We start from the raw sequence: 14,002 nt of genomic DNA, 5'->3' as shown, positions 1-14,002 counted from the left end.
CGATAAACAGTCTAAAAATTTTAGCTTTCAATTCAGCATGGCATAGATGCCTGTTTTTTCAAACACTTTATGAAAACAGTGGCTTCTCAGGTAGGCGACACAAGATTTTATACGCTCATAGCGCCTCATCGCAGGCGCCCACAAGCGGTGTTTCACGCACTATTGTTCAGGCTTTTTAACCAGCTTGGCGGTGGCCTTCTGCAACTGCGGCGCGCCGATCAAAATCAGCGCGAACGCAATTGGCCACGCAATATAGAAGGCTCGCCACCAGCGCCCCAGAAAGCCCTCGGCCAGACCGGTATTTGCCCAGGTGATCACGAATGTCATCAATGTCACCATGTAGATCGACATCAGAACCGCAAAAACCCAGCGCGCATAACGGGGTGGAAAAAACATGACGTCTCCTCATCGAGTTTTGATTACCTGCTTACATTACAAATAACCAGAAAAAATATACTAATAACATTAAAACCCGACAAGGCAGACGTAAAACTATTCATTATCCTGGGCGCATCTACCGTTAGTAACCGGCAAGGCCACGCAATCACATTCGCGAATACCCCGTTGGGCGAAGTAACCGGCATTGACTTCAAGCGCCGCCGCATAGGGCGTATCCGGCGTGTAGGAGCGGCAGTCGCTGGGGGATGGTGAGCCGCACGGCTGCATGGTTCTGATCGCCACGATAGTGCCTTCACTGTTGATAAAGGCAATATCCAGCGGAATCAGGGTCTGAAACATCCAGAAGCCATTACGCCCGGATTGCTCGCGGGGGTACATAAACAGCATGCCGTGGTCGGCTGGCAGGCTTTCCCGCCCCATCAGGCCACGCTGGCGCTGCGCTGACGTGCGGGCGACCTCAACATCCAGACGATGCGGCCCTTCAGCGCCATGCACGGCCAAGGCCATCCGTTCAAGCGGAGCTGCTTCTGGTGTAGTGGCCAGTGCCGATAGCGGCCAGGCCAGCGCCAGAAGCGGTACTGCCAGTGAGGCGGTTAAAAATGCACGGCGATTGAGATGCATGGTGGTTTCCTCAGGTTTCATAAACGCCAGGGGATGTGGATACTTCATTGGCCACCGGCCCCATCACATGAATGCCGGATGCCAGCAAGGACACCTTCACCATGGCGCCGGGCGCCAACTGGTTACGACGCGCCGCATGGGTGCCGATTTCAAACCGTAGCATATCGCCATGGGCAACCCTCAGGGCCACCGATGTCATCCCTCCAAGCGCGACAACTTCGCTGACCATGGCGGCGACCGGGTTTTCCCGCTCGCCATTGGAAGGGCGCTCGCGGCGATGCAGCACAATATCTGAAGGCGGCAGATACCATTCCAGCTTGTCACCTACCCTATAGCCTCCCAACTGGGCTTGCACCTCAGCACTTACTTCGAGCAGAAAACGCCCCCACTCAAGGCAGTAGCGGCCCTGATAGTGTCTCAGCGTGGCACGAAACAGGTTATGGCGATCCAGTAGCCTGGCCACAGCAGATGATGCCGGACGACGAAACAGCGCCTCTGGCGGGCCGCTTTGCAGGGTGGTGCCATTATGTAGCACGCACATGGTATCTGCCAGGGCCGCTGCTTCGGTCAGGTCATGGGTCACCAGCACAATGGGAATGGCAATCTGCTGACGTAGCAAGGCCAGTTCGCGCTGCAGGCGACGGCGGGTGACCTGATCCACGGCGGAAAAAGGCTCATCCAGCAGCAGCACCTCAGGCTCCCGTGCCAGGGCGCGCGCTAGCGCAACCCGCTGACGCTGGCCACCCGATAGCTGATGGGGAAACCGCCCTCCCAACCCTTCGAGCTTGACCCGCGCCAACCATTCTTCGGCCCGATGGGCCTGAGCGGGCTTGGGCAGATGGCGTAGCGGTATGGCAATATTATCCCGCGCACTCAGATGCGGAAACAGCGCATAATCCTGAAAGACAATCCCCACTCGGCGCTGCTGTGGCCTAAGTGAGTGCTTACGCTGAGCATCAAACCAGCATGTTTCTCCACAGCGGATAAGCCCTTCAGCGGGCTGATAAAGACCGGCAATGGCCCGCAGCAAGGTGGTTTTTCCGCTGCCAGAAGGGCCGACCAACGCCAGCAATTCGCCACTCTGGCAGGCAAACTCAGCCTGTAAAGGAATCGGCCCCGGCTGGGCGAGCTGTAGCGACAGTTCAGCCATGCACCCTCCTGCGCCGCCCGGCCAGACCGTACACCACACCAATGGTGATAAACGAAACGCTTAGCAGCACGGCGGACATCAGGGCAGCGGCTGCCTCGTCAAACGCCTGCATGCGGTCATAGATGGCAATCGCCAGGGTACGCGTTTCAGCATCGATAGAGCCGCCTACCATCAGGACAACCCCAAACTCGCCCAGGGTATGCGCAAAGGTCAGCGCAAACGCCGACAGCAAACCCGGCCATACCAGCGGCAACTCAATCCGCCATAGGGTTTGCCAGGGAGACAGGCCACTGCACCAGGCCGCTTCTCGCAAATTGGCGGGGATATTTTCAAAGGCGCGCTGAATTGGCTGGATGGCAAAGGGCAGGTTGGCGACCAGCGAGGCCAACAGAATACCCGTAAAGGTAAAATTCAGGCCGCTGCCAAACACACTGGCCCAAAAAGCACCAAGGGGCGCATCGCGGCTGAACGCCATCAACAGGTAGAAGCCCAGCACCGTCGGCGGCAACACCAGGGGCAAGGCCACCAGCGCCTCAAAAAACCCGCGCCCCTTGAAACGCGCATAGGCCAGTGCCCGCCCTGCCCAGATGCCCAAAGGCAGCAGAATCAGGCAGGTCAGTACCGCCAGACGTAAAGAAACAGAAAGTGCTGCCCAATCCATCATTGCGGCACAACAAAACCATAGTCACTCAATATTGCCCGCCCGGTGTCCTGCTGAAGCCATTGATAGAACTGTTCGGCTACTTCACCGGCCTGGTTTGTCAGCACCATGCGCTGGCGCAGCGGGTTGTGCCAACTCTCAGGAATCAGCAGGTGCTCACTGCGCGCTTCAAGTGCAGGCGCCAGTGCCAGGGAATAGGCCACCAGGCCACCACTGACGTCGTCGGAAAGGGCGTATTGCGCCGCCTGGGAAACGTTTTCGCCAAGAATATGCAAATCGGCCGTCGCCTCCCACAGCCCAGCATGCTCAAGCACTTCCTTGGCGGCGACGCCATAAGGAGCATGCTCCGGGTTGGCCAGGGCAATCCGCTGGCGCTCACCCGCCTGATGAGCAGCCAGCGCCTGTTCCACGGCGGCCAAGGGGTTATCTTCATCAAGCTCAGCCGTACCGGGGCTCTGTAGCCAGGCAAGGCGCCCAATCGCATAGATGACACCCTCATCCTGCACATGGCCTTCCTGATGCAGCGCCAGCACATAGGATTCATCGGCGGAAAGGTAGAGCTCGAACGGCGCGCCCTGGGCAATCTGACGCCGGAAGTTACCGGAAGAGCCAAAATTAAGCCGCAAGGCATGGCCACTCTGCTGCTCGAAACGTTCGGCTGCCTCGGTCAGCGCAAACTGTAGATCCGACGCGGCGGCCACCACCGGCGGCGCTGACTGTGCCTGTACGCTGGCAGGCAAACACAGGGTTACCAGCCACAGGCAGGAGGCAGTGACAAGACCGCGCATGGTTCACTCCTTACCCAGGTGCTGTTCGGTAATCGTCATTACTTTCATGGTGTTGGTGCCGCCATGGGCGTTCATATGGTCGCCACGGGTCAGGATCACATGGTCACCCGGGGCGACAATGCACTGCGCCACCAGCAATGACAGGGCGCGGTCATTTAACTCAGTGGCACTCATTTCAGAGGTATCAAACGGCAACGACACCACGCCGCGATACAGAGCCATACGGCGCTGGGCAATCGGGTTATGCGCCAGCCCGACAATCGGTAACCCGGAACGAATCCGTGAGGCAATCAGCGGGGTGTAGCCCGAAGCGGTCATGCAGGCAATCGCCGTGACGCCCTGCATATGGTTGGCCGCATACATGGCAGACAGCGCTATGGTTTCATCCGCGCGCAAAAAACCCTCATGAATACGGTGGCCGGATTCCTGGGCAATTTTTTCCCGCTCGGCGCCCAGACAGACCCGCGCCATCGCCTCGACGGTCTCCACCGGGTAATCTCCTGCAGCGGTTTCTGCTGACAGCATGACCGCATCGCTGCTGTCCAGCACGGCATTGGCCACATCAAACACTTCAGCGCGGGTGGGCAGCGGCGCACTGATCATGCTTTCCATCATCTGCGTCGCCGTGATGACCGCACGATTCAGGGTGCGCGCGCGTTTGATCAGCTGCTTCTGAATACCCACCAGCTTGGCATCACCAATTTCAACGCCCAGATCGCCCCGCGCTACCATGACGGCCTCGGAAGCTTCAATAATCCCGTCCATGGTGGCTTCATCCATCACCGCCTCTGCCCGCTCCATCTTGGCCACCAGACCAATGTCAGCGCCTGCCTCGCCCAGCAGCTTACGCGCTTCCAACATATCCTGTGCCGAGCGGGGAAATGAGATAGCCAGGTAGTCAACGCCAATGGCAACGGCGGTTTTCAGGTCCTGCTTGTCTTTTTCCGTCAGTGCGGGCGCCGACAGGCCACCGCCCTGCTTGTTGATGCCTTTGTTATTGGAAAGCTTGCCACCCACGACAACCCGGGTGAGCACTTGCTTTCCTTCTACGCCAGTGACATCCAGCACCAGACGGCCATCATCCAACAGCAAACGGTCGCCTGCGCTGACATCATCTGCTAGCGTCTTATAGTCACAGCCTACCCGCTGGGTATCGCCTGCATCGCTATCAAGCGCCATATCGAGGGTAAAGGGCTCGCCTTCCTTCAACACCACCGCACCTTCCTTGAAGCGGGCAATGCGAATCTTCGGCCCCTGCAGGTCGCCCAGTGCTGCAACGCTGCGGCCCAGGCGGGCGGCGGTTTCCCGTACTGCCTGCAAACGGCGCTGATGGTCTTCGGGGCTGCCGTGGGAGAAATTCAGCCGCACCACATCCACCCCTGCCGCCAGCATGGCTTCAAGCACACCTTCGCGATCACTGGCTGGCCCCAGGGTGGCGACAATTTTGGTGCGACGAATAGAGGAATAATGCAGTGCGTTCATAAAGCTCCCAGGGTATGCAGATAAACTGTCTAAAAAACGTTTCTGAAACTGCCTTTATTAAGCACTCAGAAACATCAGGCTTTAACCGACCATCTTCTAGCCTAGCATTGTAGCGCCATCAAGATGACGGTTACGATCATGACGTTATGCCAGTGCCAACCTGATCCGCATGAGCAATGGATACTCATCGCAATTATCGCCCTCGCCGCCACGGTCAACCACCAGAAACTCGCCTTCCCGATCGAGCACTGACTGAATCGCATGCCAGGTTCCCGCCCGGTAGTTCACACCTTGACGGCCGTCGGTCACAAAAGCGCGCACATCGGCCGCGTCAATGTTTTCTCCGGGCGGCGCCACGACAACAATAAAGCGCTCCTCGTGCAGCGGCATAAAGGCCTGGCTGCCCAGCGGGTGACGCTCAAGAAACGTCAGCTCCAGGGGCAGGGTCACTGGCTGGCTGACAAAGAGACTGATCAGGGGTCGGGCGTTTTCCCCCAGGGTCTGTACCGTCGCCAGATCGTGATGGCGCTGGGTGCGGCCAGCATTGATGGGGAATGACGCTGACGTACGGGCATCGATGACCTCGCCAAAGGGAGCAAAGGCTTCAGCGGTCAGGGGTTCAGCAATCAGTTCGAGCATGGTGTTCCATCCTAAAGCGTTAGCGCTGCGTGGCGGTTAACGTCCTTGTAGAGCAGGTAGCGAAACGGGCCCGGGCCACCGGCGTAACAGGCTTGGGGGCAGAAGGCACGCAGCCACATGAAATCACCGGCTTCGACTTCCACCCACTGCTGATTGAGGTGATAGACCGCCTTGCCTTCCAGCACGTAAAGGCCATGTTCCATCACATGGGTCTCATCAAAAGGGATCACACCCCCGGGCTGGAAGGTGACGATATTGACGTGCATATCATGGCGAACGTCAGCGGGGTCGACAAAGCGCGTCGTTGCCCAGCGCCCTTCGGTGCCGGGCATTTCAATCGGCGTAATGGTCTGCTCGTTGGTGACAAAGGGGTCAGGCACCTCCAAGCCATCCACAAAGGCGTAGGCTTTGCGAATCCAGTGAAAACGTACCGGCGCGGCTGACGCATTGCGCACCTGCCAGCGGCTGCCGGGAGGGATAAACGCATAGCCGCCCGGCTGCATCAGATGCCGATTACCCTCCAGCGACAGCGTCAGCTCCCCCTCCACGATAAACAGCACGCCTTCGGCCCTGGGGTCCAGCTCAGGCTTGTGGCTGCCCCCTTCAGGCTGCACTTCCATAATGTACTGTGAAAAGGTTTCCGCAAAACCGGACAGCGGCCGAGCCAGCACCCACAGGCGGGTTTTTTCCCAGAAAGGCAGGTAGCTGGTGACGATATCGCGCATGACGCCCTTGGGAATCAGCGCATAAGCCTCGGTGAAGACTGCGCGGTCAGCGGTCAACTGCGTTTGCGGCGGATGCCCGCCCTGGGGCGCATAGTAAGGTGATGGGTGCATGATTGACCTTTAGCGATTAGGCGCAGGATGGTGTTCAGCCCAGTGGCGGGCAATATCCACACGACGGGCAACCCAGACATGGTCATGGGCTTCAATGTAATCCAGAAAACGCTGCAATGCGCGAAAACGCCCAGGGCGCCCAAGCAGGCGGCAGTGCATGCCTATTGAAAGCATCTTGGGCGACTTGCCACCTTCGGCATAGAGCACATCAAAAGCATCGCGCAGGTAAGTAAAAAAGTGCTCGGCGGTATTAAACCCCTGGGGGGCTGCAAAGCGCATATCGTTGGTATCCAGGGTGTAGGGCACAATCAGATGGTCATGCTCGCGCCCCTGGCTATCCGTCACCTGCGTCCAGAATGGCAGGTCATCGCCGTAATAATCGCTATCGTAGAGAAAGCCGCCTTCATCAACAATCAAGCGGCGGGTGTTCGGGCTATCCCGTCCGGTATACCAGCCCTGGGGCTTTTCGCCATAGAGCTTTTGGAATATGGCCATTGCCTTATGCAGATGATCACGTTCAACCGCCTCAGGCACTTCCTGATAGTGAATCCAGCGATAGCCGTGGCAGGCAATTTCATGCCCAAGCTCCTTGAACGCCATGGCCACGTCGGGATGACGCTCCAGCGCCATGGCAACGCCAAACACGGTGAGCGGCAGATCACGTTTTTCAAACTCGCGCAGAATCCGCCACACGCCTGCCCGCGAACCATACTCGTAGATGGATTCCATACTCAGGTGACGGTCAGGATAACTCTGCGCACCAATAATCTCGGAAAGAAACTGCTCTGACCCCGCGTCGCCGTGCAGCACGCAGTTTTCACCGCCTTCCTCATAGTTGAGCACAAACTGAACGGCAATGCGGGCCTTGCCGGGCCAGTTGGCCTGAGGTGGCTGACGGCCGTAGCCGATAAGATCACGCGGGTATTCCGACAGGGTATCCACAGGCATAAAACACTCTCACAAATGGGTTGCAGGACATAACAGCTTCACAAGTGAAGATATCACCAAGCTGAGTAAACTCAGATCAATATAGCAGCTAACTTGTATACAAATTAAGGCCACATATATTCAAACACTGTTTTATAATATTTTGATACCAAGGTCTAGCCATCCAGTAAAACCTTTATATATATACAAAATTCCTTTTCTTTCGCCGTTTTATCCGCTCGTTGGCTGAAAAATGCACCTCCTTACACCCTGCTACTCTCTTGTACTGCACATAAAAGAAATCTATTTTGTATACAAGATTACCCTTTATCGTTCTGGATGATTCATGAAGCTACGCATCATTAACCCCAATACTACTCACGGTATGACGCAAACCATTGGCGAGGCCGCTCAAAGGGTGGCAGCGCCGGGGACGCATATCGTGGCGACGCAACCTGATGCCGGGCCGGTCTCGATTGAAAGCCATTTTGACGAGGCCATCAGTGCCGTCGGCGTGGCCGAAGAAATCATCAAGGGTGAGCGTGACGCCACCGACGCCTATGTGATTGCCTGCTTTGGCGACCCGGGCCTGCTGGCCGCACGCGAGCTTACCCGTGCTCCGGTGGTGGGTATTGCCGAAGCGGCCTTTCATATGGCCACCCTGATCAGTACGCGTTTTTCAATCGTCACCACTCTGGGGCGCACCGGCATCATTGCTGAACACCTGCTTGAGCAGTACGGGTTTTCCCAGCACTGTCGGCGGGTGCGCGCGGCGGAAATTCCGGTGCTGGATCTGGAAGAAAATAGCGATGCAGCACTTGAGCGCATCATTGCCGAGTGCCAGCGCGCCCGGGATGAAGACAATATCGGCGCCATTGTACTGGGCTGCGGGGGCATGGCTGATCTGACCGAGACGATCTCTCGTGAGGTGGGCCTTCCCGTTCTGGAGGGTGTGACAGCAGCGGTCAAGCTCGCCGAAGCGCTGGTCGGCCTGGGGCTGGGTACCAGCAAATTTGGCGATCTCGCCTTTCCACGCCCCAAACGCTTTACCGGCCAATTTGAGCATCTTTCAGATTGGCAGCCAGCACGCTAAGTGGCACACCACTTGCTTGATTGCACTAACAATAATTGCACTAACAACAATAGTTGACGCCATTAACAGGCACGCCAGCCGCAAGCCTTCCCGGTCAGGTAGACCGGAAGACAACCATAATTTCTTGCGAGGAAACACATCATGACCCAATCAACACCCTCTGACCTGGCAGCGGGCACTGCCAAGCCAGATACCTCCCCGGGCAAAGCGCCCGGTGAAGAGTCCCTAGCCCCCCAGCAGACCCGGATCATGGGCAGGGCCTCCTACTTTCTGGCCTGGTTTGGTGGCTGTGTTTCCATTGGCACCTTTGCCATGGGTTCAAGCGTTGTAGGAACGCTCAACCTGCTCCAAGCGACCCTGGCGATTGCCATTGGCTGCTTTGTGATCGGTATCGCCCTGGCGCTTAACGGTGCTGCGGGCTACAAGTACGGCATCCCCTTTATGGTGCAGGCCCGCAGCGCGTTTGGCTTTGCCGGTACGCGTTTGCCCGGATTGGTGCGCGCGGTTCCGGCGATTGTCTGGTATGGCTTTCAAAGCTGGATCGGCGCAGGCGCGCTTAACATGGTCTCCGCCACCCTGTTTGGCTTTGACAACCTGGTGTTCTACTTCATTACCTTCCAGCTCCTGCAGATCGGCCTGTCCGTGATGGGTTTCCAGGGCATCAAGTGGCTGGAAAATATCGGCAGCGCCTTTATTCTGCTGTCCTTGATGTACATGTTCTATGCCACCGTGCAGCGCTACGGTGATGAGCTGTCCGCCAACCTGCTGACCATGGAAGGCTCTTGGGGAATGCCGTTCTGGGGTGCCACCATGCTGTTTCTCGGCATCTACAGCACCATGATGCTGAACGTTAGTGATTACTCACGCGAGCATGAAAAAGGCACTGCCCAAAGCTTATTGACCACTATCTACGCCATGTCGATTCTGCCCTGCACCCTGTTCATGGGGCTGATCGGTTATATGGTGTCGGAAGCCACCGGCACCGCTGACCCGATTCAGGTGTTTGCCAACGCCGTGGATAACACGCCACTGCTGATGACCACCTTGCTGTTCATCGCCTTTGCCCAGGTCACGACCAACGTACTGAACAACGTCGTACCACCCACCTATGTGTTGATGGATGTGTTCAAGCTTAAATTCACCACCTCAACCATCATCGTTGGTTTACTGGCCTTCGCCACCTTCCCCTGGAAACTGGTTCAGCCGGATTCTGCCGCCGGTTTGCAGCTGTTTGTTCAGACCTACTCAGCCTTCCTTGGGCCTATCTTTGCGATTCTGGTGGTGGATTACTACCTGATCCGCAAGCGCACGCTTGATCTTGACAAGCTCTATGACGAACAGGGCCCTTATAAAGGCGTCAATGCGGCCGCTCTTATCGCCACGGCGGTGGGCATCATCGCGGCTCTTACCTTCTCGGCGGTTTCCTGGTATGCCAGCCTGATCCCGGCCGGTGTGACCTATTACCTGCTGATGAAGTCATGGGCTCCCTGCCAGCGGTTCAACCAGTAAGCCCGAGCCAGTCAAGACACCGGACAAGAGAGCATTAACCATGAATGAACCATCAGCGCGTAGCGATCTCGACATCAAGCAGATTGACCCCAGCCTTTATAATGAGGATCTTGCTCCTCTAAAGCCTGAGCACCGTAACTGGGGCGCCTTTGAAATCTTCAATGTATGGTCAAACGACATCCAGAGCCTGTTTGGCTATACCCTGGCAGCCTCGCTTTTTCTTTCCTACAGCCTGAACGGCTGGGCCGTTATGGCGGCGATCATTGTCGCTGGCATCATCGTCATGTACCTGGTCAACCTGACTGGTAAACCCAGCGTTAAATACGGCATTCCCTTTCCCGTGATGGTGCGCGCCAGCATGGGGGTACGCGGCGCCAACCTGCCTGCCATGTTGCGCGCTATCGTGGGCATTTTCTGGTACGGCGTGCAGACCTACTTTGCCTCAACCGCCGTGGCCTTGCTGATCACTGCCCTGTTTGGCGCAGGAGATGGCAGCACTTTCCTGGGGCTCTCTGGCGTCGCCTGGCTATCCTTTGTGATTGTCTGGCTGTTTCAGATTGCGATTTTCTGGCAAGGCATTGAGCGCATCAAGCACTTCCTTAACTGGGCAGGCCCGCTGGTCTACGTGGTCATGGTTGTATTGATGCTGGTTGTCTGGTTTCAGGCCGGGAGTGAGCTGCTGCCTGCCATCGGTAGTATCTTCAGTGGCAACGAGGCAGAAGGTAGCAGTGGTATCGGTGCCTTTATGGCGATTGTAGGCACCATGGTGGCCTACTTCGCGGCCGTTGTGATCAACTTTGGTGATTTCACCCGCTTTGTCAAAACCGAGCGCCAGATGAAGCTTGGCAACCTTCTCGGCCTGCCGCTCAATGTGGCGTTTTTCTCGTTTATCGCCCTGATCATCACAGCAGGTACCCTGGTGCTGTTCGGCGATGCCCTGACCAACCCGGCTGACATCGTTGAGCGCGTTGATTCACTACCGCTGACCATAGTGGCTGCTCTGACCTTCTTCGCCGCCACGGTAGGTATCAACCTGGTCGCCAACTTTATTCCCCCTGCCTACGATCTGGCTAACCTCTTTCCCAGCAAGATCAGCTTCAAGACAGGCGGCCTGATTACGGCTGTGATTGCCTTCTTTGTCGGGGCGCTATGGATTTCGGTGATCAGCCAGATTGGGGTGCCAGGCTTCGTCAATGCACTAGGAGCGATTGTGGCGCCCTTCTACGGCATCATTGTGGTCGATTATTACCTGATCAAACGCCAACAGCTTGATATGCAGGATCTGTTCTCGTCAGACCCCAGCGGTGCCTATTATTATGTTAACGGCTGGAATGCTCGGGCCATGATGGCCTTTGGCGGTGCGGCGCTGTTCTCGCTGTCCACCGTCTTAGTGCCGGCATTTTCAAGCCTGGGTGGTTTTGGCTGGATGATTGGCGCGGGCCTGGGTGGCGTCTTCTATTTTATGCTGATGCGCCAGTTCAAAGCAGCGCCTGCGCTTGCCAGCTGAGCCTGAGTGATTGCATGACCATCCCGCAACGCTGACACTTACCTGCCTGTATCAATAGAAACGCCCGGTTTAGCCGGGCGTTTTTAATGGCACCCCTGATTGTCATACCTATTTGTCACACACCCAAGGTTAAACGCCAAATACCTGACGCAGGTCGGGGGCGCTGCTGTCTTCTTCAATGATCGAAAGCGACGATTCGATGGTTTTAAGGTGGCGACTCATAAAGGCTTTGGCGCGCTCTCCGTCACCTTCCTCCAGAAAGCGGATCAACTCATCGTGATCGTGGGACTCACATCCCAGATGGCCCGGGTTGCCATACACGGCCAGAATCAAGGATGACCGTGAACATAGCCGTTCAACAAAATCCGCTAGCACCTCATTGCCGGACAGTTGTGCCAGGCGGACATGAAAATCAGCGGAGAGGCGAATCGCTATGCTCTGCTGCCCTTTACGCAAGGCCTGTCGTTCCTGATTTGCCATCTCACGTAACTCGGCCGCCTCAGCGGCGCGCATGTTACGCGCCACATCCGGCATCAGGCCACACTCGACCAGCTGGCGGGCATCAAACACATCCTTGGCATCATCGGCACTGGGCCGCGTAACACTGGCGCCGCGATGGGGGGCAATAGTCACCAGCTGTTCCAACGCCAGGCGTTGCAGAATCTTGCGAATCCCGGTACGACTGATACAGAACACATCCGCCAATGCATCTTCACGCAGACGCGCGCCTGGCTTTAGGCGGTGCTCGATAATGGCATCACTGATTGACCGATAAATCTCTTCATGGCGATGTTTGCCTTGCTTGCCGGTGGCCTGCGATTGCTGAACGCCCTGCATATCAATCTCCTTTGCAAGGTCGTTATGTTACCCGCCAGAGGCCGATACTTGCCATCTCCACTGACGCCTGGACATAAAAAAACCCCGTTGGCAGCTCGGGCTGCTCAACGGGGCTCTGGCGGTCAGTCAGTATTAGCTGGCGGCTTTCTGGGTGGCCTCAGTCACGCTTTTCAGGCTGTCTTCAGCCAGTTTCTGGCTGTCCTGAAAGAAGCTCTGGCTAAGAGCGTTCATTTTTTCTGCGTCGCCTTTGAAGCGTTCCATCAGATCCGTCGCTGCCTTTTGCTGACTCTCGGCGGCTTTTTTCATGCTGTCTGCATCTTTCACGTCCAGCCAGGTGCGCATCTGGGCGACAGAAAAATCGCTGTAGGCGCGTGCTGCATCAACCTGGGCGCTTAACATCTGATCGCAATAATCAAGCGTCTTGGCAGCGTAGGCGCGCATTGGTGCAGCCACGATGGATTCCAACTGCTGGGTCGTCTTTTCGGTAGCTTTATTCATACTTCCTCCGCAACGTTTTTGATCGTTCGTCTAAAACGTTATGACAATAAATAGGCAATGAATGAGCAGCGATGAGCAACAACCCTCTGGTCATAATCAATCTCTACGCTGCAAGGTTCATGCAGTGGCCTCTGCTATCCATCAAGCTAGCAGGCATTTTTGTGCAGTGCAACATAATTTACCCAGAGATTTATCATGCCGACTGTTCGTCGCCCAGGTCACGTACGGTAAGTGCTTGATCACCCAGCCCGTTATGGGCAGCACATAGCCGTTTGAACCAGTCGCCAACCACAGGCTCTTCAATCACCGGCGCCTGTCGGGAGACGATATTTGCCCACATGACGCTACCAAACAGCAGGTAATCAGCACCGCTGGGAGTCTCGCCATCCAGAAATGGGCTGGTGCGTAATACTTCCCTTACCGGCGCCAGGGCTTTATACAGCAATGCCTGGCCCTGTTCGGGTGAGTGAAACTCTTCCAATGTGCAACCAAAGCGGGCCTCACGGGTGGCACGGAAGTAATCCCGATCATCCGGATGAATGGCGGCCAGCAGATCCAAGGCGACAATGCGGAACAGGGCCGGGGCAACCTGGCGGTCAACAAAATGGCAGAACAGCAGCGCGCGCTGATAGCTGACACCGCTACCCAGCACAGCCGGGGTATCCGGGTAGGCATCGTCAAGATAACGCATGATCGCGAAGCTATCGGCAACGACCTGATCACCATCACACAGCACCGGCACCTTATCGGTGTTGGCAAAGGCAATGGCGTCTTTTTGTTGAAAACGCCAGGGTTTCACCTCGACATCCAGCCCCTTATGGGCCAACGCCATCCTTACGCGCCAGCAATAGGGTGAAAAACGTAGTTGCTCATCGCGGCCGTAGAGGTCATAGAGAATACGCGCCATTGTTGATTCCTTTTGTTGGATCTTGAAAATATTGGATCTCTAAAAATTGTCTATTAGTCTAATAAACCTAACCTTTAATCTTCCTGAAATTTGCACATATTCCATTTATAAACAATATTTTAGTCTTTAGTCGGTGTCTGGCTGGCAG

Annotated in this window: 15 protein-coding genes; 3 read left to right on the top strand and 12 right to left on the bottom strand. The window is 56.4% G+C overall.

Translation table 11 applies throughout. The features are described 5' to 3' along the window. Window positions 1-159: 159 nt before the first annotated feature. From OR573_03030 to puuE, 9 genes are all read right to left on the bottom strand, one after another. Window positions 160-396 (bottom strand): DUF2798 domain-containing protein, encoded by a 237-nt coding sequence (locus OR573_03030; GenBank protein XGA80647.1) that lies wholly within the window; start codon window positions 394-396, stop codon window positions 160-162. Window positions 397-492: 96 nt separating this feature from the next. Beyond that, window positions 493-1,020, bottom strand: a complete 528-nt coding sequence (locus tag OR573_03025; GenBank protein XGA80646.1) for a DUF192 domain-containing protein — start codon at window positions 1,018-1,020, stop codon at window positions 493-495. A 10-nt stretch (window positions 1,021-1,030) separates the two neighbouring features. Next, the gene (locus OR573_03020) at window positions 1,031-2,170 is read right to left on the bottom strand and encodes an ABC transporter ATP-binding protein (protein ID XGA80645.1); all 1,140 of its coding nucleotides are present in this window, start codon (window positions 2,168-2,170) and stop codon (window positions 1,031-1,033) included. Further along, the gene (gene modB / locus OR573_03015; GenBank protein ID XGA80644.1) at window positions 2,163-2,834 is read right to left on the bottom strand and encodes a molybdate ABC transporter permease subunit; all 672 of its coding nucleotides are present in this window, start codon (window positions 2,832-2,834) and stop codon (window positions 2,163-2,165) included. Before modB ends, OR573_03020 begins: the two co-directional genes overlap by 8 nt. Further along, window positions 2,831-3,619 (bottom strand): molybdate ABC transporter substrate-binding protein, encoded by a 789-nt coding sequence (gene modA, locus OR573_03010; protein ID XGA80643.1) that lies wholly within the window; start codon window positions 3,617-3,619, stop codon window positions 2,831-2,833. The genes modB and modA overlap by 4 nt, the downstream gene beginning before the upstream one ends. Before the next feature lie 3 nt (window positions 3,620-3,622). After that, a complete protein-coding gene (pyk, locus tag OR573_03005; protein ID XGA80642.1) occupies window positions 3,623-5,101 on the bottom strand; it encodes a pyruvate kinase in 1,479 nt (492 codons plus the stop codon). Between the two features lie 144 nt (window positions 5,102-5,245). Next, a complete protein-coding gene (locus tag OR573_03000; GenBank protein ID XGA80641.1) occupies window positions 5,246-5,740 on the bottom strand; it encodes an ureidoglycolate lyase in 495 nt (164 codons plus the stop codon). An 11-nt stretch (window positions 5,741-5,751) separates the two neighbouring features. Beyond that, window positions 5,752-6,576: a bifunctional allantoicase/(S)-ureidoglycine aminohydrolase gene (locus tag OR573_02995; GenBank protein XGA80640.1), complete on the bottom strand. Its 825-nt coding sequence runs from the start codon at window positions 6,574-6,576 to the stop codon at window positions 5,752-5,754. Between the two features lie 9 nt (window positions 6,577-6,585). Beyond that, window positions 6,586-7,524, bottom strand: a complete 939-nt coding sequence (gene puuE, locus OR573_02990; GenBank protein XGA80639.1) for an allantoinase PuuE — start codon at window positions 7,522-7,524, stop codon at window positions 6,586-6,588. 325 nt (window positions 7,525-7,849) lie between these two features. On the opposite strand from puuE, the gene OR573_02985 reads away from it, so the two are divergent. From OR573_02985 to OR573_02975, 3 genes are all read left to right on the top strand, one after another. Continuing rightward, window positions 7,850-8,596 carry an aspartate/glutamate racemase family protein gene (locus tag OR573_02985; protein XGA80638.1) on the top strand — a complete coding sequence of 249 codons (747 nt, stop codon included), beginning with the start codon at window positions 7,850-7,852 and terminating at the stop codon, window positions 8,594-8,596. 141 nt (window positions 8,597-8,737) lie between these two features. Further along, window positions 8,738-10,105 carry an NCS1 family transporter gene (locus OR573_02980; protein ID XGA80637.1) on the top strand — a complete coding sequence of 456 codons (1,368 nt, stop codon included), beginning with the start codon at window positions 8,738-8,740 and terminating at the stop codon, window positions 10,103-10,105. Window positions 10,106-10,145: 40 nt separating this feature from the next. Beyond that, window positions 10,146-11,612 (top strand): NCS1 family nucleobase:cation symporter-1, encoded by a 1,467-nt coding sequence (locus OR573_02975; GenBank protein XGA80636.1) that lies wholly within the window; start codon window positions 10,146-10,148, stop codon window positions 11,610-11,612. A gap of 129 nt (window positions 11,613-11,741) precedes the next feature. Here OR573_02975 and OR573_02970 read toward each other — a convergent pair whose 3' ends face one another. The 3 genes from OR573_02970 to OR573_02960 form a co-directional block, all read right to left on the bottom strand. Then, a complete protein-coding gene (locus OR573_02970; GenBank protein XGA80635.1) occupies window positions 11,742-12,449 on the bottom strand; it encodes a GntR family transcriptional regulator in 708 nt (235 codons plus the stop codon). Window positions 12,450-12,581: 132 nt separating this feature from the next. Then, window positions 12,582-12,947 (bottom strand): phasin family protein, encoded by a 366-nt coding sequence (locus tag OR573_02965; GenBank protein XGA80634.1) that lies wholly within the window; start codon window positions 12,945-12,947, stop codon window positions 12,582-12,584. Window positions 12,948-13,140: 193 nt separating this feature from the next. After that, complete coding sequence (locus OR573_02960; protein XGA80633.1) at window positions 13,141-13,854, bottom strand: glutathione S-transferase N-terminal domain-containing protein; 714 nt, start codon at window positions 13,852-13,854, stop codon at window positions 13,141-13,143. Window positions 13,855-14,002: the final 148 nt, after the last annotated feature.

This window comes from Halomonas sp. CH40 (assembly GCA_041875495.1).
In the GTDB taxonomy this organism is placed as follows: Bacteria; Pseudomonadota; Gammaproteobacteria; order Pseudomonadales; family Halomonadaceae; genus Vreelandella.
This window is presented reverse-complemented; position numbering and strand designations above follow the sequence as displayed.

Excerpts from the sequence above, each read along its gene's own strand:
- OR573_03030 (XGA80647.1), bottom strand. The coding sequence starts at position 396 with ATGTTTTTTCCACCCCGTTATGCGCGCTGGGTTTTTGCGGTTCTGATG.
- OR573_03025 (XGA80646.1), bottom strand. The coding sequence starts at position 1,020 with ATGCATCTCAATCGCCGTGCATTTTTAACCGCCTCACTGGCAGTACCG.
- OR573_03020 (XGA80645.1), bottom strand. The coding sequence starts at position 2,170 with ATGGCTGAACTGTCGCTACAGCTCGCCCAGCCGGGGCCGATTCCTTTA.
- modB (XGA80644.1), bottom strand. The coding sequence starts at position 2,834 with ATGATGGATTGGGCAGCACTTTCTGTTTCTTTACGTCTGGCGGTACTG.
- modA (XGA80643.1), bottom strand. The coding sequence starts at position 3,619 with ATGCGCGGTCTTGTCACTGCCTCCTGCCTGTGGCTGGTAACCCTGTGT.
- pyk (XGA80642.1), bottom strand. The coding sequence starts at position 5,101 with ATGAACGCACTGCATTATTCCTCTATTCGTCGCACCAAAATTGTCGCC.
- OR573_03000 (XGA80641.1), bottom strand. The coding sequence starts at position 5,740 with ATGCTCGAACTGATTGCTGAACCCCTGACCGCTGAAGCCTTTGCTCCC.
- OR573_02995 (XGA80640.1), bottom strand. The coding sequence starts at position 6,576 with ATGCACCCATCACCTTACTATGCGCCCCAGGGCGGGCATCCGCCGCAA.
- puuE (XGA80639.1), bottom strand. The coding sequence starts at position 7,524 with ATGCCTGTGGATACCCTGTCGGAATACCCGCGTGATCTTATCGGCTAC.
- OR573_02985 (XGA80638.1), top strand. The coding sequence starts at position 7,850 with ATGAAGCTACGCATCATTAACCCCAATACTACTCACGGTATGACGCAA.
- OR573_02980 (XGA80637.1), top strand. The coding sequence starts at position 8,738 with ATGACCCAATCAACACCCTCTGACCTGGCAGCGGGCACTGCCAAGCCA.
- OR573_02975 (XGA80636.1), top strand. The coding sequence starts at position 10,146 with ATGAATGAACCATCAGCGCGTAGCGATCTCGACATCAAGCAGATTGAC.
- OR573_02970 (XGA80635.1), bottom strand. The coding sequence starts at position 12,449 with ATGCAGGGCGTTCAGCAATCGCAGGCCACCGGCAAGCAAGGCAAACAT.
- OR573_02965 (XGA80634.1), bottom strand. The coding sequence starts at position 12,947 with ATGAATAAAGCTACCGAAAAGACGACCCAGCAGTTGGAATCCATCGTG.
- OR573_02960 (XGA80633.1), bottom strand. The coding sequence starts at position 13,854 with ATGGCGCGTATTCTCTATGACCTCTACGGCCGCGATGAGCAACTACGT.